The following is a 20,375-nucleotide window of genomic DNA, read 5'->3' as shown; positions in this document are numbered from 1 at the left end:
AGAAGGAGACTACTAGAAAGTGAACCATGAAAAAAAACATGTATTTTTTCGGCGTGTCAGCACTACCGGCCAGAGTTTAACGATGCAGCAGTCGGCTGATTTGAAATACCGAGATAAACTGTTACGCCATCAAGTATTATTAATTGAAGAAAGTGCAATATCGGCTAATAAAAAAAGCACTGATGAACGTCCTGAAATGCAGCGTCTAATCTCATTAATCAAAAACAATAGAGTGGACACCCTTTATGCTTTTGACCGAACACGACTTTTTCGTGATACCTTTGAAGGCATGGAATTTACAGATCTTTGCTTAAAACATCAAGTTAAGATCGTTTATACGTCTGAGGGCAACGGTCATATTCAATCCACACAGGACATCTTTTTAGAAAGTTTTTTAGGGATGTTCAGTGACATGGAAGGTAAGAACATTGCCAGAAGAACTCATGAAGCGAATAAGAGATACCCTCCTAAAAAGCTTGGTTATACAAAAATCAAGGAGAAAAAATCGTATATCCCGGATGAGAAAAAAGAGACCATTCTCAAATCTTATTTTGCGGAAGTAAATGAGATTACTGACATGGAGCACTTATGCACCATACTCAATCGGTATCAGAAAGAATTGAAATGCAGTGCGGAGCGCCTCATTTCGATAGCACAGGATCCCTTTTATGCTGGATTTGATTTGGAAAACGGGGAGAATAGACTTCCACATGTGACCCCCTATATGACACTTCAGCGGCATAAAAAGCTGCAAGAGGAAAAGGGACATCTCTTCACAACCTACAAAAAGCGTTTAGAAAAACAAAAATCCCAGGATACCTTTGCACCTATTTGTGGGTTATGTAAAAAACCTATGCTGTACCGAATATCAGTCATTGAAAACAAAAGCAATTACAGCTGCTCTCGTAAACACGAACGTGTGCTGATGCAATTTGATGATTTAAGTAGGATCATTCAACAATTGCTACAAGAGACCATCAAGAATCTAAACTTTAAGAAGCTGCTTTATGATTCAACCCTCTTTTTTAGAAACTATAAAAAGAAGTTAGTAATGGAAGCTAAAGCAATTGATCACCAAATCAAAAAGTATATGGAAAACCTTATTCTTTCCACGAATGGTTATTCTCCACATTGGAAGGATGACTTGGCTTACAAGAAGCTGAAGCGGTCAAAAGAAGAAAGGGAATTACTTCTGAAGGGGCTGGATGAAGCTAATGAGTATATGGCCAATCAAAAAAATATGAGGGAGAAACTTGAAACACTGCTTACGGATCGACTGAAGGAAAATTCACCTTGGCTTTTTTCCTTATTTGTCAGAAACATTGTAATCTATCCCAACTCACTGGATGTTGAGGTTTCAAATTTTGATTATTTAACAGACCTGCAAAAGGAATTTGTTTATGAAGTCGGTGAAGTCTCATGAATCTAGCTTTTGGTTATGTGCGTCGTTCCTCATATAAACAACAAGAAAACAACAGTGTAGAAATCCAGAAAGCTTATATTCAGGAGTTCGCCAAAAGAAAGAACTTATCTGTCCCAGAAGAATTCATCTATGTAGAAGATGTTACAAGCGCCTATGCAAAACGCGCAAAACAAAGAAAGGAATTAATGCGTCTTAAAAACATGATGATTGAAAGAGGAATCGATAAAGTGATCTTCTATGAAGAGTCAAGAATGGACCGCACCGGTTATAGTTTTGTCCTAGACTTCTACCGTCCGCTACAGGATCACTTTCCAAACCTTGAAGTTTACTCCACGACCTCTGATACCCCTTTTGATCCTTCTGACTTTCGAACCAAAATCACCCTTCTCTTGTACAGGCAGGAATCAGAAATTAAGTCTGAAAGAGCTATTGCCTCTTTGACATCTTTTCTAAATAACGAAGAAAAACTGCGACCCGGATCTAAATGCCCTTATGGATATGAACTCGTAAACAAAATGCTGCTCCCTAACGAGGATGCCGATATTGTTACCTTTATCTACTACATGCAAAGCTGGGGATTATCAATGCTGAAAATTGCTGCTGTCCTTAATGAAGCTTCAATTCCCTCTCCTTCAGGAAAGATGTGGCGACCAAGTTCAATCGAAGCCATCTTGAAGAATAAAGTATATACCGGAACATTGACTTGGAACGTTCATAAAGGAAAAGAACCAAAGCAATACGAATTCAATGACTTTAATGAACCATTGGTTGATGACTTTTTAATCAAACTTATTAATGCTAACACTAAGCTACAAAAGAAATATGGAAGACTCGACACTCCTTTTACCTTCTTGAATAAGCTTTTTTGCCGGCATTGCAATGAGAAACTCCTTACCCAAAATGGCTCCACCACTCGAGAAGGAAAAAAATATGACTATCAATACTACGTCTGCAAACCATGTAACTATAAATTAGACAAAACTGCAGTTCATAATGCTTTACTCCCTATTGTGTTAAATCATATAGAAACTACAGTGTCTGGTGCCGGGGTCAAACATATTGCACTAGACTACTTAGATCAAACCAACAGGTCCATTGAAAAAAATATCGAAAAAGCAGAAGAACGTATTGACATTTTGATTTCAAAGGGTTCTATTGCAGAAGAACAAAACGACAACGAATATAATTCGCTAGTAAAATCTTATCATCAACAGGAAGCTAACTTTCTGGAAGAGTGCGTTAATAAGCAGCAAGTTCTTGATGAACTGCGTGAAGCCGTACAACAAGATTTGATTTTTAGTCGGTTTAAAAGCACCTTGTCATCCCGATTAGGTGAAACAGAAACCCGTCTTTTCATACTTTACTTTGTTGATCAGGTAATGATTTCTCCTGGCGAAGAAGCTAAAGTACTGTTCACCGATAACATGCTTGAAATATTCGATCTATGTCTGACTGGTCAAAGTACCGAATAGTATTTGATGAGTTTGGATGCAATATCGAAAGTAGTTTTTTCACTAAAAGCAAATCCATAATGAGTTAACAAACGCCCTGTAAGCAGGGCTTTTCTTAAACTATTGTTCGGTAATTCATCCACATTGGTATACCAATATGGATAAAAAACAGAAAAACATTATAAGTATGGACAAAGTACAGAAATATATACAAAGCCAATTTGGAGGAGTTTACTTTGAATAAAACAAAACAATATTTAACTTGGGGATCTCTACCTGATGCTTTAACAGCGGCTCACATTGCCGAGTTCCTATGCATCTCAAGAAAAACGGTCTACGAACTATTCAAACTGGATGTAGAGCACGGTGGCATCCCTAACTTTGAGATCGGTGCTTCAAAACGTGTAGAGAAGGCAGACTTGGAAATATGGATTGCAGCTCAAAAGAAAAAGAAAAGTTCGACCCACGCAGTTTAAATGTAGCAAAAGCTATTAAATAGACCCAACGTATTTGCTACGTATGCAGTGGAAATAATAGATAACCATTGCAAAATCATTTCACCAAGAAAAGAGGTCTAAAGAAAATGAAAGGACATTTTTACCGAAGAGGCTGCACTTGCAATAAAAAACGTTGCACTTGTGGATCTACTTGGAGCTTCGTAATCGACATCGGGAGAGATCCCTCTACCGGCAGAAGGAAGCAAAAGACGAAGGGAGGATTTCAAACTAAGCAAGAAGCTGAAAAAGCTGCTACCGAATTCATCTACGAACTTAATCAAGGAGTTTATGTACATGAGGCGAGTGTTATATTTAAAGATTTCGCAAATGAATGGCTTAGTATGTACAGTGAGAAGAACAGCGTTAAGCCCGGGACTATTCGTATTAGGCAGCATGAAATAAACAAGTTGCTGCCATACTTCTCTCTCTTAAAGCTCAAGGACATCAAAGCTAAAAGGTATCAAGATGCTTTAAATGCTTTAAAAGAGAAAGGGTATGCTGACAACACGTTAGATGGTGTACACCGCACGGGCAGAATGATTTTCAAGAAGGCCATTGAGATGCGGATGATTAAAAGTGATCCAACGGAATTCGCTTACCTGAAGAAAGACAGAAAAACCATTGAGGAATTAGAGGAACAAGAAATCCCTAAATATATGGAGAAGGAGGATCTCGCTTTACTTTTGAAAACAGCTGCTCAAAAAGGTTTAGATTTAGATTATCTAATCTTTCTTACCCTTTCCTACACAGGGATGCGTGCTGGTGAGCTGGTGGCTCTAAAATGGAAAGACATTGACTTCGAGGAACACACCATTTATATCACGAAAACGTATTACAATCCGACGAACAACACGCTGGAATATCAATTAGTACCGCCCAAGACCAGAAAATCTAAAAGGACCATTGTAGTAGATAAAGAAGTAATTTCCACCCTCAAAACGCACATGCTAGAACAGAAAAAAGTTAAGGAATACTTTGGTGAATCATATTTCGACGAAGGATTCATTTTTGCCAAGAAAGAAAAACAACCTGGCTATCCTATTTTCGTCAAGACTGTAGAAAACAGAATGGCACGGCTGCTAAAGTTGGCTGGCTTAAATTCAGAACTCACTCCTCACTCTTTGCGCCATACACATACATCATTGTTAGCGGAAGCAAAAGTAGGCTTGGAAGAGATTATGGATCGGTTAGGCCACTGTGACGATGCCACAACGAAAAACGTCTATCTCCATGTAACAAAAGAAATGAAAAAAGAGGCTTCTCATAAGTTTGCACAACTCATGAGAAACCTCTAATTTTAGGAGAGAAATGTTAGCAAGATGTTAGCATTGCACTCCACACTTTCCTCAAACCCTCATATATCAAGGGGTTTGGGCGATAATTACATCATGCCGCCCATTCCGCCCATTCCCATGCCGCCCATGTCAGGCATGCCTGCGCCACCAGCGTTTTCTTCTGGTTTGTCAGCGATTACTGCTTCTGTTGTTAAGAACATAGCAGATACGGATGCTGCGTTTTGAAGTGCAGAACGTGTTACTTTAGTTGGGTCAACGATACCGGCTTCGAACATGTTTACCCATTCGCCAGTCGCTGCGTTAAAACCAACGCCGATTTCTTCGTTTTTCAAGCGCTCAACGATAACAGATCCTTCAAGACCTGCGTTGTGTGCGATTTGACGGATTGGCTCTTCCAATGCACGAAGAACAAGTTTCACACCAGTAGATTCGTCCCCAACGGTTTCAAGAGAAGAAAGGGCACGAACCACGTTTACAAGCGCAGTACCACCACCGGATACGATGCCTTCTTCTACTGCTGCACGAGTAGAGTTAAGGGCATCTTCAATGCGAAGCTTACGCTCTTTAAGCTCAGTTTCAGTAGCTGCACCAACTTTGATAACCGCTACGCCGCCTGCAAGCTTAGCCAAACGCTCTTGAAGTTTTTCTTTATCGAACTCGGAAGTTGTTTCTTCCAATTGAGCACGGATTTGAGTTACGCGGCCTGCAATTTTGGAAGACTCGCCAGCACCTTCAACGATGGTTGTATTTTCTTTTGTAACAACCACTTTAGAAGCTGTTCCAAGCTGTCCAATATTCGCAGTCTTAAGGTCAAGACCAAGTTCTTCAGTGATTACTTCACCGCCAGTAAGGATCGCGATGTCTTCAAGCATAGCTTTACGACGGTCACCGAATCCTGGAGCTTTAACCGCTACAGCGTTGAATGTTCCGCGAAGTTTGTTTACTACTAATGTAGCAAGAGCTTCACCTTCAACATCTTCAGCAATTAATAGCAATGGCTTGCCTTGTTGTACCACTTGTTCTAGTACAGGAAGGATTTCCTGGATGTTTGTAATCTTCTTGTCAGTGATCAAGATGTATGGATTTTCAAGAACTGCTTCCATCTTGTCAGAGTTGGTTACCATGTATGGAGATGCATATCCACGGTCGAACTGCATACCTTCAACCACTTCAAGCTCAGTCGTGAATCCTTTAGATTCTTCGATGGTGATAACACCGTCGTTACCTACGCGCTCCATTGCTTCAGCGATCAATTGGCCAACTTCTTCGTCAGCAGCAGAGATGGCAGCAACTTGTGCGATAGACTCTTTGCCTTCGATTGGCTTGGAGATCTTTTGAAGCTCTTGAACGGCTACTGCAGTTGCTTTTTCGATTCCTTTGCGAAGAACCATTGGGTTAGCGCCGGAAGTTACGTTTTTCAATCCTTCACGGATCATTGCTTGAGCAAGAACAGTCGCTGTTGTAGTTCCGTCACCGGCAACATCGTTTGTTTTGCTTGCTACTTCAGCAACAAGCTTTGCACCCATGTTTTCGAAAGCATCTTCAAGCTCAATTTCTTTTGCGATAGTTACACCATCGTTTGTAATAAGAGGTGAACCGAATTTCTTCTCAAGAACCACGTTGCGTCCTTTTGGTCCAAGTGTTACTTTTACTGCGTTTGCTAGTGCATCCACACCGCGAAGCATTGCGCGACGAGCGTCTTCACTGAACTTAATGTCTTTAGCCATGTGTAAAACCCTCCTATTTTTTAGTTAACGTTTTTGGTTAAAGCTACACTATGTAGCTATTCATTTTGTAGTTTTCTTTAGATTAGCCGATTACAGCCAATACATCAGTTTCGCGAAGGATAAGATACTCTTTACCTTGATACTTCACTTCAGTTCCTGCGTATTTTGAAAAGATAATAGAATCTCCTTGAGAGACTTCTAGTGCTACGCGTTCTCCTTGCTCAGTTACGCGGCCTGTTCCTACTGCAACGACTTTGCCTTCTTGCGGCTTTTCCTTTGCAGAGTCTGGTAAAACGATCCCGCTTGCAGTCTTTTCTTCACCTTCTACAAGCTCAATCACAATACGATCACCTAGTGGCTTTAACAAGTGAAACACCCTCCTCAAAATATTAGAAAGTTTTATATTATTAGCACTCTGATTTACTGAGTGCTAACTCCATTTCCTATATTAAATAATTTTTTTCCACATTGCAAGCATCACCTTAAAAATTCCCAAAAAATTTCTGAAAGGGGTATCATGCCATGTTTTCAAGCAATCTATGTTAGAATAAATAGATACATGGGCATGCTGAAAACATGACCAACTGAACTTGACTAAAGGAGAAATTCTACATTGACGAAGCGCTATTTATGGATCGTACTGACTTATATCCTGATGCAGCTTTCGGGCTATATCGGCTACCCGATCATGAACTCGATGAACGTTCCGCGGGAACAATGGGCCGGCCTTTGGGGGACCATCAGCTTTCTTGTTGCCCTCGTGATTGTGCTCTTGCTGCTCATTCCTGACATGAAAGACCCGGCGCTTCGGGGCGGCCGCGTTTCAGGGGCATCGGCAGTCAAGTGGGCCATCGGGGGAATTTTCCTAGCCTACGGTGCACAGATTGTTGCCGGTATCATTGAAATCAACGTGTTTGGCATCAAGCAGGGATCGGAAAATACCGAGATGCTTGTCAAGATTGCCAAGGCCACTCCCTACTTTATGATTGTTACCTCGATCGCAGGACCGATTTTAGAAGAAATAATTTTCCGTAAGATAATTTTTGGCAGTCTGTATAGGCGATTTAACTTTGTGATTGCTGCTATCATTAGTTCCCTAATTTTCGCAGCCGTTCATTTCGATTTTACCCACCTGCTCGTTTATACAGCCATGGGCTTTGTCTTTGCTTTTTTGTATGTAAAAACAAAACGGTTGCTCGTTCCCATTGTCGCCCATGTTTCAATGAATACACTCGTGATGCTTGTTCAGGTGATATTCGCTGACAAGATCAATGACTTACAGGATAAGGCCGAGAAAATGCAGATGATTATTGGGGGACTTTTCTAATGAAAACATCACCATTTTTTATGGGCGGGTTGTACACGGTTATGGGTATTCTATTTACCTGGCTCGCCATCCACTATTCAACGGAATACGGCGTTACCGGGATCTGGACACTCATTACCATGCTTGTGGCCACATTTGATTTCGCCAATGCGATCAAATACTTCCGGCTGCACCGCCACATAAAAAAATACAAGAAGTAAAAGAAATCCGGCTGGACGTTCATGTCTCAGCCGGATTTTTTTATGATCATGTTCCGCAAAATGTCTGGTAGTTTATGGCTTCGGATGGAGGCGGCGGTGCACTGTATTCCTCCTGCTCATCCGAATAGGCAAATGGATTTTTCATTACAGATACTAATTTCTCCATCACGCTCAAATCTCCTTCTTCTGCTGCCAAAAGAGCTTCTTCCACCCGGTGATTTCGCGGAATGATGGCTGGGTTGTGCTTGCACATCAGGTCTTTCGACTCTTTGTCAGATTCCGGCTGCCTTGTGCGCCGTTCCTGCCAGCGTTTCTCCCATTCCTGAAAATCCTGATAGACAAACAGGGAGAATTTACGGTCATCAAGGGTGAGAGCGCGGAACGTGTTCGTATAATCCGCTTTCTCTTTGTTCATGATTTTCAGCAGATCGAGAATCAAGGCTTCATCCGCTTCCTCTTCATTAAACAAACCGAGCTTACACCTCATACCCTTCACCCAGGCGATATTAAACGCGAGCGGATAGTCCGAAAGCACGTCCTGCGCCAGCTCAATCGCCTTCTCCTGATTATCATGAAACAAGGGCAGAAGAGCTTCCGCAAAGCGGGTAATATTCCATCCCGCGATTGGCGGCTGGTTCCCATACGCATAACGGCCCTGCACATCGATCGAACTGAAGACAGTCGCCGGATTGTACGTATCCATAAACGCACAAGGACCGTAGTCAATCGTTTCACCGCTGATCGTCATGTTGTCGGTATTCATCACCCCGTGGATAAATCCGATCATCTGCCATTTGGCAATAAGGGCTGCCTGGCGCTTCTGCACTTCCCGAAGCAGGGAGATATACGGATTTTTATCCTTTTTAATCTCCGGATAGTGGCGTTCAATCGCGTAATCGGCCAATGCCTGCAAGTTTTCCTTTTCGGTAAAATTGGCACCGTATTCAAACGTTCCCACCCGAAGATGGCTCGCCGCCACACGTGTCATAACCGCTCCTGTCAATTGGGTTTCACGGTAAACCGGCTCCCCTGTCGTAACAACCGCCAGGCTGCGGGTCGTCGGGATGCCAAGCCCGTGCATCGCTTCAGAAATAATGTATTCACGCAGCATCGGCCCGAGCGCCGCCCGTCCATCTCCTCCACGGGAGTAAGGCGTCCTACCAGAACCCTTCAGCTGGATATCAAACCGCTCTCCGTCAGGCGTGATCTGTTCACCGATCATCAGAGCGCGTCCGTCCCCAAGCATCGTAAAGTTTCCAAACTGATGCCCGGCGTACGCTTGAGCGAGAGGCACCGATCCTTCAGGAACCTCATTTCCGGCAAAAACCTTAACCCCTTCCCCGCTTTCAAGCGCCCTGGCGTTCAACCCAAGAGACTCCGCCAGCGAATGGTTCAGAACAATCATTTCAGGTGATTCCACAGGGTTGACCTGGATGAGGGAAAAAAATGCTTTCGGCAATTCGGCGTAACTGTTTTCCAACTTCCAGCCAGCAGCATTTACTTTTTCTTGTGTCATCGTATCGCCTTCTCTTCTTCTGGTTTGTCTTTCATTATCAGTAAACTCGCTCCATGTGTCCATTCATAAGGGTCATTTTCTAAGTATTCCCTTTTCAATCATGATCGACACCCGGGAGTGGTTGATTTCCGTTCCAGGCTGCTCGCTTTCCTAGGGGCGGGCGGTGAGCCTGTAGTCTCACCTGTCCCGCTCTTCCCTTAGGAGTCTCGCACCTTCCACTCCAATCAACTATCAATGAAGATTTTCTCGTCCGGAATGTCTCTAATCAACACTTCTAAACAAAAAAACACACCCCTTAGTCGAGATGTGTTTCCTTCAGCTCCAGATCAAGTCTGGCTTCTTCTTCCGCTTTCAGCCTCTTTTTGTAGGCATTGGCCGAGATCATGATGCTGATTTCGTAGAGAATGATCAGCGGAACGGTAATGGTTAGGTGTGAAATCAATTCAGGCGGGCTGATGATCCCGGCAATCACAAGAATGCCGAAATACGAAAACTTTCTGATCTTCCGCAAGAACATTGGTGTAATCAGACCGAGCCTCGTCAGGAACATGATGAGGACCGGGAACTGAAACAGCAGCCCGAACGGCAGGACAAGCCCGAATAAAAAGGAAAAGTATTCGTTGATCCCATACTCCCCTTCAACGTTCAGGGAATCCGCAATGTTCGCCATGAAGTGAACCACCATGGGAAAAAGAATGAAATAGGCAAAGCTCAAGCCCGCTGCGAACAATAGAAACGAAATGGGTATGTACGACAGCGTAACCTTTCTTTCATTCTCAAAAAGACCCGGACCGATGAAGGCCCATATCTGGTAGAGTCCTACCGGAAGCGTGAGCAGAAGTGCAATGATAAAGGAAAAATCAAAATACACTTTCAGCGGGTCTGTCAGATTGAAGGCGTTCATTTGAATGTCTTGTGCCACAGGATCACTTTGCAAGTATATAATGACGGGTTTGGCAAAAAAGAGACCTACAACCATGAAGACAAAAAAGAAAGCCGCCGTAATGATGATGCGGTTTCTTAATTCACCCAGATGATCATAGACCGACATGTTTTTTTCTGTCATGATGTTCATCCTAACTGCTACTTCTGTTCGTGCGTTTTAGAAGACTCTTTCTCTTTCTTATCATCATCGTCCATGAGCCCCTGCGTCGCATTCTTGAACTCTCTTAATGTTCTTCCTGCTGCACGTCCGAGTTCCGGAAGTTTTTTCGGTCCAAACATGACTAATGCTGCCGCTGCAATCACAATCGCGCTGCCTGTTCCAATCATCCCAGTTCCTCCTTCAAGTAATTTGAACTTCTATATTTCATCTGACGGATAATGCTTCATAAAATAAATCAATGACTGCAATTCCACAGCCAGATCAATATGGTGCACCCTGATGTCAGGAGGCAATGTCAGGCGAGCCGGCGTGAAGTTTAAGAGGCCTTTGATCCCTGCATCCGCCAGCTTGTCCGCCGTATGCTGGGCTACACCGACCGGCACGGTCAGAATGGCGACTTCCACATCAATTTCCCTAAGCTCTTCTACCATATTGTCGATTGAATGAATAGGAACCCCCGCTACTTCCTTGCCAACCTTGTCCGGATCCACATCAAATGCGACCTGGATGACCGTATTGTTGTTTTTAATAAAGTTGTAGTGAAGGAAAGCGGTACCCAAATTCCCGACACCAATCAAGGCAACCTTCGTCACTTCATCCTGATTAAGCGTTTTCCGGAAAAAGGATAGCAGGTAGTTCACGTTATAGCCGTATCCCTTTTTCCCGAGTGCGCCAAAATAGGAAAAATCCCTTCGGATGGTTGCTGAATCTACTTTTACTGCTTCGCTGAGCTCTGCCGAGGAAACACGCTGCTTTCCGGAAATGGAAAGGTTCTTTAAAAAGCGGTAATACAGCGGCAGTCTCTTCGCGGTTGCTTGCGGTATCTTTATCTGTTCTTGAGTCATCTTGTAGCCTCCACAATTCAGAAAGCTTATCTATAGTTTATCATATTTTTTACTTGGAACGTTGAAAATCCCCGTTTTTTCCCCCGGTTTTGCTTTGAAGATAAGTCGGTCCAATGACCATCCCCTTATCGACCGCCTTGCACATGTCATATATGGTCAGCGCGACAGCACTTCCCGCCGTCAAGGCTTCCATTTCAACTCCCGTATTGCCCTTTGTCTTCACCGCTGCTTCAATATGCAGACGGTATCCCTCGTCCTCTTTTTCCCACTGAAAAGAAATGTCCACACCCGTAAGAGCGAGCGGATGACACATCGGGATCCAGTCAGAGGTTTTTTTGGCTGCCATAATGCCCGCCACCTGTGCCACAGCGAGCACATCTCCTTTTTTGAAAGAGCCTTCGGTGATCTTGGTGTAAATTTCCGGATTCACAAAAATGGAGCTGTGGGCCACAGCCGTGCGGACCGTTACATCCTTTTCCGATATATCTACCATTTTTGCTCGTCCCTGTTCGTTAAAATGCGTAAAAGATCCCATATCCTACTCCTTCTTCCTAAAATATACACTATCTTACAATAGAATGTCTTTGCTTCTGCTCTTTAATATATAACAATATGTTGAACATTGATTAGTTGCCCGGCTTTGCTTTTGTAGGCTACACTAAGAGTAGACAGATTACAGCAAAACAGGCGTAACCCCGTGCATTTTTTGTCGATTGCACCCCGTCTGTTTCCTGATGTTTCGTCGACAGGAATTTGAGGTGACGTACAGTGATTATTTTACAAGTGAATGACTTAGCAAAATCGTTTGGGGCTGACCCTATTTTATCGAATATTAAGCTCGAAGTCCAAACACGCGACAGAATTGCCCTCGTCGGAAGAAACGGAGCGGGCAAATCCACGCTGTTGAAAATCATAACCGGTGACCTGTCCTATGACTCCGGACAGCTCATTATGCCAAAAGGTGTGAAGGTGGGCTATCTCGCACAGGACACGGGTCTCGAATCAAGCCTCTCCATCTGGGATGAAATGCTTAGTGTGTTCGAACCCCTGAGAAAAATGGAAAAACAGCTGAGAAGCATGGAAAGCCGCATGGGTGACCCTGCGCTGATTGAAGACGAAAACAGCTACAATAAGCTGTTGAAAGAATACGACGAGCTGCAGATCACGTTTAAGGAATTGGGCGGCTATCAGTATGAAGCGGAAATCCGCACCGTCCTCCACGGGTTCCAATTCGCAGACTTTGATCCCGCCACAGCTGTCTCTACATTAAGCGGCGGACAGAAGACAAGGCTCGCACTGGCGAAGCTGCTCCTGACCAAGCCGGACCTCTTGATTCTTGATGAACCTACCAACCATCTGGACATCGAGACGCTCTCCTGGCTCGAGCAGTACCTGCAGTCGTATCCCGGTGCCATCCTGCTCGTATCCCATGACCGTTACTTCCTGGACAAAATCGTAACGGGAGTCTATGAAATTACCCGGCACCGTTCATACAAATATAAAGGTAACTACACGCAGTTTCTGGAACAGAAGGCCGAACGTCTCGCTCTCGACATGAAGGCGTACGAAAAGCAGCAGGGTGAAATCGCCAAGCTGCAGGACTTTGTCCAGAAAAACCTCGTCCGTGCCTCGACCACCAAACGCGCACAGAGCCGCAGAAAGCAGCTTGAGCGCATGGAAGTGATGGACAAGCCGCTCGGTGATGAGAAATCCGCTTCCTTCATGTTTGATATTGAACGGCAGAGCGGAAATGATGTGCTGAAGCTTGAACAAGTGGCGACCGGCTATGAGGACGGCGTGCCGCTGATCAAGAACATCAATTACGATGTATCCCGCCAGGATGCCGTTGCGCTTGTCGGTCCGAACGGCATCGGCAAGTCCACCCTGCTGAAGGCCATTTTAAAACAGCTTCCGCTTCTTGAAGGCAATATCAGGTACGGAGCCAACGTGAAGATCGGCCACTACGACCAGGAGCAGGCCAACCTGAACTCCAGGAAAACCCTTCTGAATGAGCTTTGGGATGAATATCCGGACAAAACGGAAAAAGAGATTCGCACCATTCTCGGGAACTTCCTCTTCAGCGGCGACGATGTACTGAAGTTCGTCAACGAGCTGAGCGGCGGCCAGAAAGCAAGGCTTGCCCTTGCCAAGCTGATGATGCAAAAAGCCAACCTGCTCCTTCTGGATGAGCCGACGAACCACCTGGATCTCGACAGCAAGGAAGTCCTCGAGCAGGCACTGATAAACTATCCGGGAACCATTGTCTTTGTTTCCCATGACCGTTACTTTATCAACAGAATCGCCACCAAGGTCGCCGAGCTGTCCCGCACCCAGATCACCAGCTATCTTGGGGACTACGATTACTTTGTGGATAAGAAACGAGAAACAAAAGAACGGGAAGAGTTCCTGAAAAAAAGCCAGGCATCTTCTGACCCTGTTAAAAAGGATGAACCAGAGGCAGGCAGCTACCGGCAGGATAAAGCCGCCAAGCGGGAAGACCGGAAGCGCCTGAGACGGATTGAAGAAATTGAAGCCCTTCTGGAAACCCTGGAAGCACGCCAGGCTGAGCATGAAGAAGCCTTGTGCGATCCGGAAATCTTTCAGGATTATGAAAAAACCCAGGAACACAATCAGCAGATTGAAGTATTGAGCAGCGAAATGGAACAGCTGATGGAAGAATGGGAACAATTACAGGAAGAGAATTAAAAGCAATGGCCATGTGCCATTGCTTTAATTTTTAAACAATTCACAGTATCCACAGACTTATACACATGAAAAAAGGATAAAAATCCCCAATTCACAGAGTTATGCACATTATCCACAAGTGTATTGCCAGTTATCCACAGTATTTTATACACAGAGAAAATATAAGGTTTTTCTGCTTTCATTTTATTTACACACATATTTGCCTACCCTGTGGATAACTTTGTCCACATCCACAATTTTGCCTGCAAGGAAAAAAGAGCACAAAAAATCCCTCCTCATCTGTTCATGAGAAGGGATTTTTATTTGATTATTGAGCTTCCAAGTCGAGTCCCGGCACGCCATTAAGCGCCCAGTCGGCTCTTTGGCCTTTTTGATACGCCACACTTCCCGCAGCGCCAATCATCGCTGCATTATCTGTGCATAAGTAAAGCGGCGGAATGACAAGCTCTTGGGGAAGATCCGAGAAACGCTCCTCAAGCGTCTTGCGCAATCCCTGGTTCGCCGCTACACCACCGGCCAGCAGCACCTGTTTCACATCATACTCCCGTGCAGCCCGCGCTGTCTTTTCCACAAGCACCTCGACGACGGAAGCCTGAAAGCTTGCGGCTAAATCTTCCGGTCTTATCGTTTCTCCGCGCTGGGCAGCATTATGAACCGTATTGATCACAGCCGATTTCAGCCCGCTGAAGCTGAAATCGTATGAATCCGGCTCAAGCCAAGCTCTTGGCAGCTTCAGCACGGGCTCGCCATTCTGTGCGAGTTTATCGATATGCGGACCTCCCGGATACGGAAGGTTTAGCGTACGGGCAACCTTGTCGTAGGCTTCTCCCGCTGCGTCATCCCGCGTCTCTCCGATCACCTCAAAGGATCCATGCTCTTTCATCAGAACAAGCTCGGTATGCCCGCCGGAAACCACAAGGGCCAAAAGCGGAAACTTCATTTCGGTAATCAGGCGGTTGGCATAAATATGACCGGCAATATGATGCACCGGCACCAATGGCAGTCCGTGCGCAAACGCCAGCGCCTTGGCTGCGTTCACTCCGATCAAAAGCGCTCCGACTAGCCCGGGACCTTCTGTTACCGCAACGGCGGTCACATCGTCCATCGTCAGCCCTGCCTGCTGCAGTGCTTCCTCCGTCACAACCGTCATCTGTTCCACATGATGGCGAGATGCCACCTCCGGAACGACCCCGCCAAACCGTTTATGGCTTTCAATCTGTGAAGCCACCACGTTTGCGAGTATCTCGGTTCCGTTTTTGATCAGCGCGACCGCTGTTTCGTCACAGCTCGTTTCAATTGATAATATGATTTCATCCTGTTTCATTAAAGCATCACCCACATAACCAACGCGTCTTCCCCGTTGTCGCTGTAATAATTTTTTCGAATACCGCCATCGTGGAAACCCAGCTTGCGGTATAAATTCTGTGCCACATAATTAGTCACTCGTACTTCAAGACTTAACCTTGCCGCACCGTACCTTCCGGCCATATGCATCGCCTCGCGCATGATCGCTTCCCCGAGCTTCCTGCCCCGGTATTCGGGCCGGATGGCCACATTGGTGATATGCGCATCATCAATGATTACCCATACTCCGCAATAGCCAACCGTCCTCCTGTCCGCTTCGATCAGCAGATAGTAGGCAAATTGATTATGCACGATCTCGTTGTAAAACGCCTCCTGTGTCCAGGGCAGCGTAAAGGAAGCATGTTCAATCTCTATGATGTCCTGAAGATCATGAACCGTTGCCAACCTGTATGTGAACGTCTCCTCCATGTTTCGCACCTACTTTTTCTGAGCTGCCAGCCAATTGGCTTCCGCTTCTGCAAGTTGAAGGTAACTCGGCACAAAATGGTGAACCTCTTCCGGCTCGCGTTCCATACCGATTCTCCCCAATTCGGACGGTCGTGGGTTGTGGTCCGCGGCGCTTCCAAACACCGCCTGATCACCAAGCTCTTCCCCAATCCGTTCCCTGTGCATATCCAGGTCATTTCCGAGAAAAAGAACCCGTTGATCCAGCTTTTTCAGCTCGTTTAGCCAGTTGTCCCGCAGCACGAGACGATCTTCTTTTACGGTTTGGAACTGTCCGTCTTTATTGCCATAAAGCCCTGTATACAGCTGGGTGCGTCTGGCATCAAACAGAGGACAGACATACCCGCCAAAGTACTTGCCGTTTTGCGCCACCACTTCAAGGCTTGAAACCCCGGCAAGTTCTTTTTTCAGCGTCCAGGCCATCGTTTTGGCGATTGTTACGCCGATTCTTACACCGGTATAGGATCCCGGCCCTTTAGCTGTAATAATCCGGTCGAGCTCAGCAGGCTTGACGTTTGCTTCTTTCATTACATCGTGAATCGCCGGCATCACCCGTACAGAATGATTCTTTTTCAGATTAGTAATATATTCACCGACCACTTTTTCGCCATCCATCACCGCAATTCCCATTACGAGGTTGGAGGTGTCGATCGCAAGAGCTTTCATTTTTCTAACTCCCTACATACCTTAATAAAACGATCACCGGCAGGAGTGAATTTCAGTTCCCTTGTCTCATCTCCCGTACGCCGGATATCAATATTCAACAATTCTTCCGGAAGACGGTCGGCAATGAACTGCGCCCATTCCACCACCGTCACTCCTTCGCCTTCAAAATACTCCTCAAACCCGAGATCCTCATCACTGTTTTCGAGCCGGTATACATCCATATGATAAAAAGGCACACGCCCTTTGTATTCTTTAATAATCGTGAAGGTTGGCGAATTAACGACCCGTTTGACCCCGAGACCCTTGGCAAGGCCCTTGGTAAACGTTGTTTTGCCCGCACCCAAATCTCCTTCAAGTGTCAGAACGTCGCCCGCCTGAAGCAGGGCTCCGAGCTTTTCCGCCAGCTCCGCGGTTTCTTCCGGGGAGGCTGTGGTAAGTATTAATTGTTCCATTTGCTGCACCTCAATTATGAAAATGGTTGTATCCAGCTTTCAGCAGCGGTTCCACCTGTGATCCCCGTTTAAGCCGCACGCCGGGCTCCCCGCTGGAAACCTCGCCGATGACGGTTAGCGTATACCCCGTCTTCTCGCATGCGGACGCTGCCTGAGAAAAGTCGTCTGGAGACATCGTCCCGATCAGCTTATAATCCTCTCCGCCGTAAAAGATCCATTGATCCTGCTGATCTTCGGGGTACATTCGGAGCACGGAACTCCTCGAGAGCTTGCCATGAAAAAGGGTAAGCACTACACCACTCGCTTCAGCAATCTCATTTGCTTCGCTCGCCACACCGTCACTGATGTCATTCAGCGCCACCCGTTTGCCCGAAGCTGCCAAAATCCGTCCTGGTCCTACATGAGGCTCGGGCAGCTGGTGCGCTTTGACGAGTTGTGCTTCTTCAGCAGTAAACTCACCTTTCACGGATCGTTCCAGCAAAAGCGACAAACCGCCTGCGGATTCACCAACTGTTCCGGATAAAAACACTACGTCACCCGGCTTGGCATTGCTTCTCAGCAGTTTTCTGCCCGGTTCTACTTGTCCCATGACCGTGACAGATAAAACGAGCGGTCCTTTGGTCGAAACCGTATCCCCGCCAATCAGATCCATCTCATACGCTTCAGCCAGGTCAGCCATCCCTTTATAAACCTGGGAAAGCCCCTCTTCCTTCCATGTGGACGGAATCGCTATGGAAACAAGATAGTAAAGCGGAACACCGCCCATGGCCGCAATATCACTGATGTTGGCAGCCAGCGCCTTGTACCCCACATGATAAGGAGCCATCGTCTGGTTCGTAAAATGTATCCCTTCCACCATCGTGTCCAGGCATACAATCTGGTCCCAGGCTGAACCTCGAACCAGGGCGGCATCATCACCTATTCCCTGAATAACGGACGACTGGCGGTAGCCAGCCGGACTGATTGATTTAATCCACTCAAACTCATCCCGCATTGTATGTACCTGTCCTTTGCGAATTCGATTTGGGCTTATTGATAAAACCTTTTTTCTTATGAAAAAACCCTATGATTTTTTTATTAAAAAAAAATCCTTAGGCATTGGAAATCCTAAGGGTTATGTGTCTGTTATTAGTTTATCTTATTTTACCGAAAAAACCTATTTTTACATAAAAAAACACGAAACAAGTTGTTTCGTTTACGTTTGAAAAATGGCGGACCCGACCGGGATCGAACCGGCGATCTCCTGCGTGACAGGCAGGCATGTTAACCGCTACACCACGAGTCCATTGTTATATTTCTTGACTGTGATGTCAGAAATTAAAATTGGTTGCGGGGACAGGATTTGAACCTGCGACCTTTGGGTTATGAGCCCAACGAGCTACCAGACTGCTCCACCCCGCGATGATATTAAGTACTAATGGATGATGTTACTCACCATAGCTTGTTTCACTTGTTTTTCGTATGTCCAATTCGACAATAATAAATATACCATGTAATTAAATCTTATGCAACCCTTTCTTTAAGGAAGTTGCACGCCAACGTAATCGCTGGCGCACAACTGATTCTTATTATGCCACTTTTGTTTCATCTTTATTCTTTTTATGAAGCCCTTTTCCATAATAAAAGGCGACAAGTCCAATAATCCAAATTGGACCGACGATGAGTGCAATCCGTGTATCTTTAAAGTAACCCATGATTCCGATCACCATCAGCAAGAAAGCTAAAGCAACATACGAACCGTATGGCCAGAATGGCGTCTTGAACTTCAATTCTTTAAGCTCGTCCGCTGACAATGACTTTCTGAACTTCATTTGGGAAAGCAGAATCGTTGCCCATGTCCAGATGGCGCCAAATGTAGAAATACTTGTAATCCATACAAAAACGGATGACCCCGGAAATAAGTAATTAAGCGCTACTCCAATAAGCAGGGCCCCTGCTGAGAGAAGAATGGCCTTTGAAGGAACACCGTTGGAGCTGACCTTTTTCAGCCCTTTAGGTGCCTGCTCCTGCTGTGCCAGGTTAAACAGCATACGTCCCGTGCTGAAAATACCACTGTTACAGCTGGACAGAGCAGCCGTTAACACGACAAAGTTAATAATACCTGCTGCTTGAGCGATACCAATTTTCTCAAATGTAAGCACAAACGGACTTCCTGTTGTCCCGATTTCATTCCATGGATAAATGGACATGATAACAAATAAAGCACCTACATAAAATAATAAAATTCTCCAGAACACGGTGTTAATGGCCCGTGCCAATACTTTTTTCGGGTTCTTGACTTCTCCGGCAGTTATACCGATCATCTCAATCCCCAGGAAGGCGAACATGACCATCTGCATGGACATCAGTATGCCTTTAAACCCGTTTGGCGCGAACCCTCCATGTGTCCAGAGGTTGCTGATCCCTGTTGCAATTCCGTGATTTCCGAATCCGAAGATAATAATACCCAAACCAGAAACAATCAATGCAATAATGGCAACAATCTTAATCATGGCGAACCAGAATTCGAATTCACCATATGCTTTTGCGGTAATCAAGTTCACAGCAGCCATTATAACGAGGGCTGCAAGTGCCCAAATCCAATTCGGCACGTTCGGGAACCACATTTCCATATAAATCCCCACTGCCGTAATTTCGGCCATACAGGTAACAACCCACAGGAACCAGTAATTCCACCCGGTGATATAACCGGAGAGCGGTCCTAGGTTATCCTTTGCATAACGGCTGAAAGAGCCGGCAACCGGATTATGAATCGCCATCTCCCCAAGTGCACGCATAATAAGAAACATAACAGCTCCTGCAATGGTATAGGCTACAAGAATAGCCGGTCCTGCGAGCTTAATCGCACTGGCAGACCCCAAAAATAACCCGACACCAATTGCGGCGCCAAGTGACATTAGCGTAATATGCCTTGATTCCAATCCACGATGAAGTTCCTCTTGTTGCTTCATTTCATGATGTCCTCCCTGATGTCAAATTAAAGCGCTTTCATGCTTAATTCTATCATATTATATGTAATTCGACAAACCCAGCCATTTAATGAGGATATGGTTCTACCCCTTGATAAATAAAGGTTTTGTTCACATCCACCTTCATAAGTATACGCTTATCGGTCAAAAAGAAAATTGAATATAGTAGCTCCCCTTTTATGTCTGATCAGGTGTATCTGAGAAGAGATTTTGAATATTAGTAAGGAACTAATTAGAGGATGTTCAGTATATTTCTTCTCTTGATCTAGGTGTTTTGAAAAGAAAAAGGACTAATTAGGGGTTTTTGGGTGTGGCTGGAGCTGGGTATGCGGGCTGATTCAGGGCTTTGGGGCACTGTTTGTCCCCCTGGCGCTGCGCTACTTGCGG

The 20,375-nt window shown here is 45.3% G+C and carries 20 protein-coding genes and 2 tRNA genes; 7 read left to right on the top strand and 15 right to left on the bottom strand.

The window, feature by feature from the left end; genetic code table 11:
* Window positions 1-19 precede the first annotated feature (19 nt).
* From QYB97_RS18095 to QYB97_RS18080, 4 genes are all read left to right on the top strand, one after another.
* Window positions 20-1,423 carry a recombinase family protein gene (locus tag QYB97_RS18095; RefSeq protein WP_301167426.1) on the top strand — a complete coding sequence of 468 codons (1,404 nt, stop codon included), beginning with the start codon at window positions 20-22 and terminating at the stop codon, window positions 1,421-1,423.
* Entirely contained in the window at window positions 1,420-2,895 is a 1,476-nt protein-coding gene (locus QYB97_RS18090) for a recombinase family protein (RefSeq protein ID WP_301167425.1), read from the top strand. The genes QYB97_RS18095 and QYB97_RS18090 overlap by 4 nt, the downstream gene beginning before the upstream one ends.
* A gap of 215 nt (window positions 2,896-3,110) precedes the next feature.
* Window positions 3,111-3,350, top strand: coding sequence for a helix-turn-helix domain-containing protein (locus QYB97_RS18085; protein WP_301167424.1), 240 nt, complete (start codon window positions 3,111-3,113; stop codon window positions 3,348-3,350).
* A 107-nt stretch (window positions 3,351-3,457) separates the two neighbouring features.
* Window positions 3,458-4,666, top strand: coding sequence for a site-specific integrase (locus QYB97_RS18080; protein ID WP_301167423.1), 1,209 nt, complete (start codon window positions 3,458-3,460; stop codon window positions 4,664-4,666).
* An 86-nt stretch (window positions 4,667-4,752) separates the two neighbouring features.
* Here QYB97_RS18080 and groL read toward each other — a convergent pair whose 3' ends face one another.
* Window positions 4,753-6,393 (bottom strand): chaperonin GroEL, encoded by a 1,641-nt coding sequence (gene groL / locus QYB97_RS18075; protein ID WP_301167422.1) that lies wholly within the window; start codon window positions 6,391-6,393, stop codon window positions 4,753-4,755.
* 82 nt (window positions 6,394-6,475) lie between these two features.
* Window positions 6,476-6,760, bottom strand: a complete 285-nt coding sequence (gene groES / locus QYB97_RS18070) for a co-chaperone GroES (RefSeq protein ID WP_061975437.1) — start codon at window positions 6,758-6,760, stop codon at window positions 6,476-6,478.
* Window positions 6,761-7,006: 246 nt separating this feature from the next.
* On the opposite strand from groES, the gene QYB97_RS18065 reads away from it, so the two are divergent.
* The gene (locus tag QYB97_RS18065; protein ID WP_301167421.1) at window positions 7,007-7,720 is read left to right on the top strand and encodes a CPBP family intramembrane glutamic endopeptidase; all 714 of its coding nucleotides are present in this window, start codon (window positions 7,007-7,009) and stop codon (window positions 7,718-7,720) included.
* Window positions 7,720-7,920 carry a DUF4305 domain-containing protein gene (locus QYB97_RS18060; RefSeq protein WP_301167420.1) on the top strand — a complete coding sequence of 67 codons (201 nt, stop codon included), beginning with the start codon at window positions 7,720-7,722 and terminating at the stop codon, window positions 7,918-7,920. Before QYB97_RS18065 ends, QYB97_RS18060 begins: the two co-directional genes overlap by 1 nt.
* Before the next feature lie 46 nt (window positions 7,921-7,966).
* Here the strand turns inward: QYB97_RS18060 and QYB97_RS18055 are convergent, their stop codons facing one another.
* From QYB97_RS18055 to moaC, 5 genes are all read right to left on the bottom strand, one after another.
* Window positions 7,967-9,436: a protein adenylyltransferase SelO gene (locus QYB97_RS18055; RefSeq protein ID WP_301167419.1), complete on the bottom strand. Its 1,470-nt coding sequence runs from the start codon at window positions 9,434-9,436 to the stop codon at window positions 7,967-7,969.
* Window positions 9,437-9,731: 295 nt separating this feature from the next.
* Complete coding sequence (gene tatC / locus QYB97_RS18050) at window positions 9,732-10,502, bottom strand: twin-arginine translocase subunit TatC (protein WP_301167418.1); 771 nt, start codon at window positions 10,500-10,502, stop codon at window positions 9,732-9,734.
* Between the two features lie 17 nt (window positions 10,503-10,519).
* A complete protein-coding gene (locus QYB97_RS18045) occupies window positions 10,520-10,708 on the bottom strand; it encodes a twin-arginine translocase TatA/TatE family subunit (protein WP_061975425.1) in 189 nt (62 codons plus the stop codon).
* A 30-nt stretch (window positions 10,709-10,738) separates the two neighbouring features.
* Window positions 10,739-11,386 (bottom strand): redox-sensing transcriptional repressor Rex, encoded by a 648-nt coding sequence (locus tag QYB97_RS18040; RefSeq protein ID WP_301167417.1) that lies wholly within the window; start codon window positions 11,384-11,386, stop codon window positions 10,739-10,741.
* Between the two features lie 49 nt (window positions 11,387-11,435).
* Window positions 11,436-11,921, bottom strand: coding sequence for a cyclic pyranopterin monophosphate synthase MoaC (gene moaC / locus QYB97_RS18035; RefSeq protein WP_301167416.1), 486 nt, complete (start codon window positions 11,919-11,921; stop codon window positions 11,436-11,438).
* 233 nt (window positions 11,922-12,154) lie between these two features.
* Here moaC and QYB97_RS18030 point away from each other — a divergent pair, with 233 nt between their 5' ends.
* On the top strand, window positions 12,155-14,092 hold the full coding sequence (locus QYB97_RS18030; RefSeq protein ID WP_301167415.1) for an ABC-F family ATP-binding cassette domain-containing protein: 1,938 nt from the start codon (window positions 12,155-12,157) through the stop codon (window positions 14,090-14,092).
* 307 nt (window positions 14,093-14,399) lie between these two features.
* On the opposite strand, the gene tsaD is transcribed toward QYB97_RS18030, so the two are convergent.
* From tsaD to QYB97_RS17990, 8 genes are all read right to left on the bottom strand, one after another.
* Window positions 14,400-15,416 (bottom strand): tRNA (adenosine(37)-N6)-threonylcarbamoyltransferase complex transferase subunit TsaD, encoded by a 1,017-nt coding sequence (gene tsaD, locus QYB97_RS18025; protein ID WP_301167414.1) that lies wholly within the window; start codon window positions 15,414-15,416, stop codon window positions 14,400-14,402.
* On the bottom strand, window positions 15,416-15,865 hold the full coding sequence (rimI, locus tag QYB97_RS18020; protein WP_301167413.1) for a ribosomal protein S18-alanine N-acetyltransferase: 450 nt from the start codon (window positions 15,863-15,865) through the stop codon (window positions 15,416-15,418). The genes tsaD and rimI overlap by 1 nt, the downstream gene beginning before the upstream one ends.
* A 9-nt stretch (window positions 15,866-15,874) precedes the next feature.
* Window positions 15,875-16,567, bottom strand: a complete 693-nt coding sequence (tsaB, locus tag QYB97_RS18015) for a tRNA (adenosine(37)-N6)-threonylcarbamoyltransferase complex dimerization subunit type 1 TsaB (protein WP_301167412.1) — start codon at window positions 16,565-16,567, stop codon at window positions 15,875-15,877.
* On the bottom strand, window positions 16,564-17,019 hold the full coding sequence (gene tsaE / locus QYB97_RS18010) for a tRNA (adenosine(37)-N6)-threonylcarbamoyltransferase complex ATPase subunit type 1 TsaE (RefSeq protein ID WP_301167411.1): 456 nt from the start codon (window positions 17,017-17,019) through the stop codon (window positions 16,564-16,566). The genes tsaB and tsaE overlap by 4 nt, the downstream gene beginning before the upstream one ends.
* Window positions 17,020-17,029: 10 nt before the next feature.
* Window positions 17,030-18,013, bottom strand: a complete 984-nt coding sequence (thiL, locus tag QYB97_RS18005; protein WP_301167410.1) for a thiamine-phosphate kinase — start codon at window positions 18,011-18,013, stop codon at window positions 17,030-17,032.
* 215 nt (window positions 18,014-18,228) lie between these two features.
* Window positions 18,229-18,304, bottom strand: a tRNA-Asp gene (locus tag QYB97_RS18000).
* Window positions 18,305-18,343: 39 nt separating this feature from the next.
* Window positions 18,344-18,420: transfer RNA gene (locus tag QYB97_RS17995), tRNA-Met, on the bottom strand.
* 167 nt (window positions 18,421-18,587) lie between these two features.
* Window positions 18,588-19,970, bottom strand: a complete 1,383-nt coding sequence (locus QYB97_RS17990; RefSeq protein ID WP_301167409.1) for an amino acid permease — start codon at window positions 19,968-19,970, stop codon at window positions 18,588-18,590.
* Window positions 19,971-20,375 lie beyond the last annotated feature (405 nt).

Origin of the sequence: Fictibacillus fluitans (genome assembly GCF_030418125.1) — a bacterium.
GTDB lineage: Bacteria > Bacillota > Bacilli > Bacillales > Fictibacillaceae > Fictibacillus_C > Fictibacillus_C fluitans.
This window is presented reverse-complemented; position numbering and strand designations above follow the sequence as displayed.

Bases quoted from the DNA above. Each gene is read 5' to 3' on its own strand.
- QYB97_RS18090 (WP_301167425.1), top strand. From the start codon at position 1,420: ATGAATCTAGCTTTTGGTTATGTGCGTCGTTCCTCATATAAACAACAA.
- QYB97_RS18080 (WP_301167423.1), top strand. From the start codon at position 3,458: ATGAAAGGACATTTTTACCGAAGAGGCTGCACTTGCAATAAAAAACGT.
- groL (WP_301167422.1), bottom strand. From the start codon at position 6,393: ATGGCTAAAGACATTAAGTTCAGTGAAGACGCTCGTCGCGCAATGCTT.
- QYB97_RS18060 (WP_301167420.1), top strand. From the start codon at position 7,720: ATGAAAACATCACCATTTTTTATGGGCGGGTTGTACACGGTTATGGGT.
- QYB97_RS18055 (WP_301167419.1), bottom strand. From the start codon at position 9,436: ATGACACAAGAAAAAGTAAATGCTGCTGGCTGGAAGTTGGAAAACAGT.
- tatC (WP_301167418.1), bottom strand. From the start codon at position 10,502: ATGACAGAAAAAAACATGTCGGTCTATGATCATCTGGGTGAATTAAGA.
- QYB97_RS18045 (WP_061975425.1), bottom strand. From the start codon at position 10,708: ATGATTGGAACAGGCAGCGCGATTGTGATTGCAGCGGCAGCATTAGTC.
- QYB97_RS18040 (WP_301167417.1), bottom strand. From the start codon at position 11,386: ATGACTCAAGAACAGATAAAGATACCGCAAGCAACCGCGAAGAGACTG.
- moaC (WP_301167416.1), bottom strand. From the start codon at position 11,921: ATGGGATCTTTTACGCATTTTAACGAACAGGGACGAGCAAAAATGGTA.
- tsaD (WP_301167414.1), bottom strand. From the start codon at position 15,416: ATGAAACAGGATGAAATCATATTATCAATTGAAACGAGCTGTGACGAA.
- rimI (WP_301167413.1), bottom strand. From the start codon at position 15,865: ATGGAGGAGACGTTCACATACAGGTTGGCAACGGTTCATGATCTTCAG.
- tsaB (WP_301167412.1), bottom strand. From the start codon at position 16,567: ATGAAAGCTCTTGCGATCGACACCTCCAACCTCGTAATGGGAATTGCG.
- tsaE (WP_301167411.1), bottom strand. From the start codon at position 17,019: ATGGAACAATTAATACTTACCACAGCCTCCCCGGAAGAAACCGCGGAG.
- thiL (WP_301167410.1), bottom strand. From the start codon at position 18,013: ATGCGGGATGAGTTTGAGTGGATTAAATCAATCAGTCCGGCTGGCTAC.
- QYB97_RS17990 (WP_301167409.1), bottom strand. From the start codon at position 19,970: ATGAAGCAACAAGAGGAACTTCATCGTGGATTGGAATCAAGGCATATT.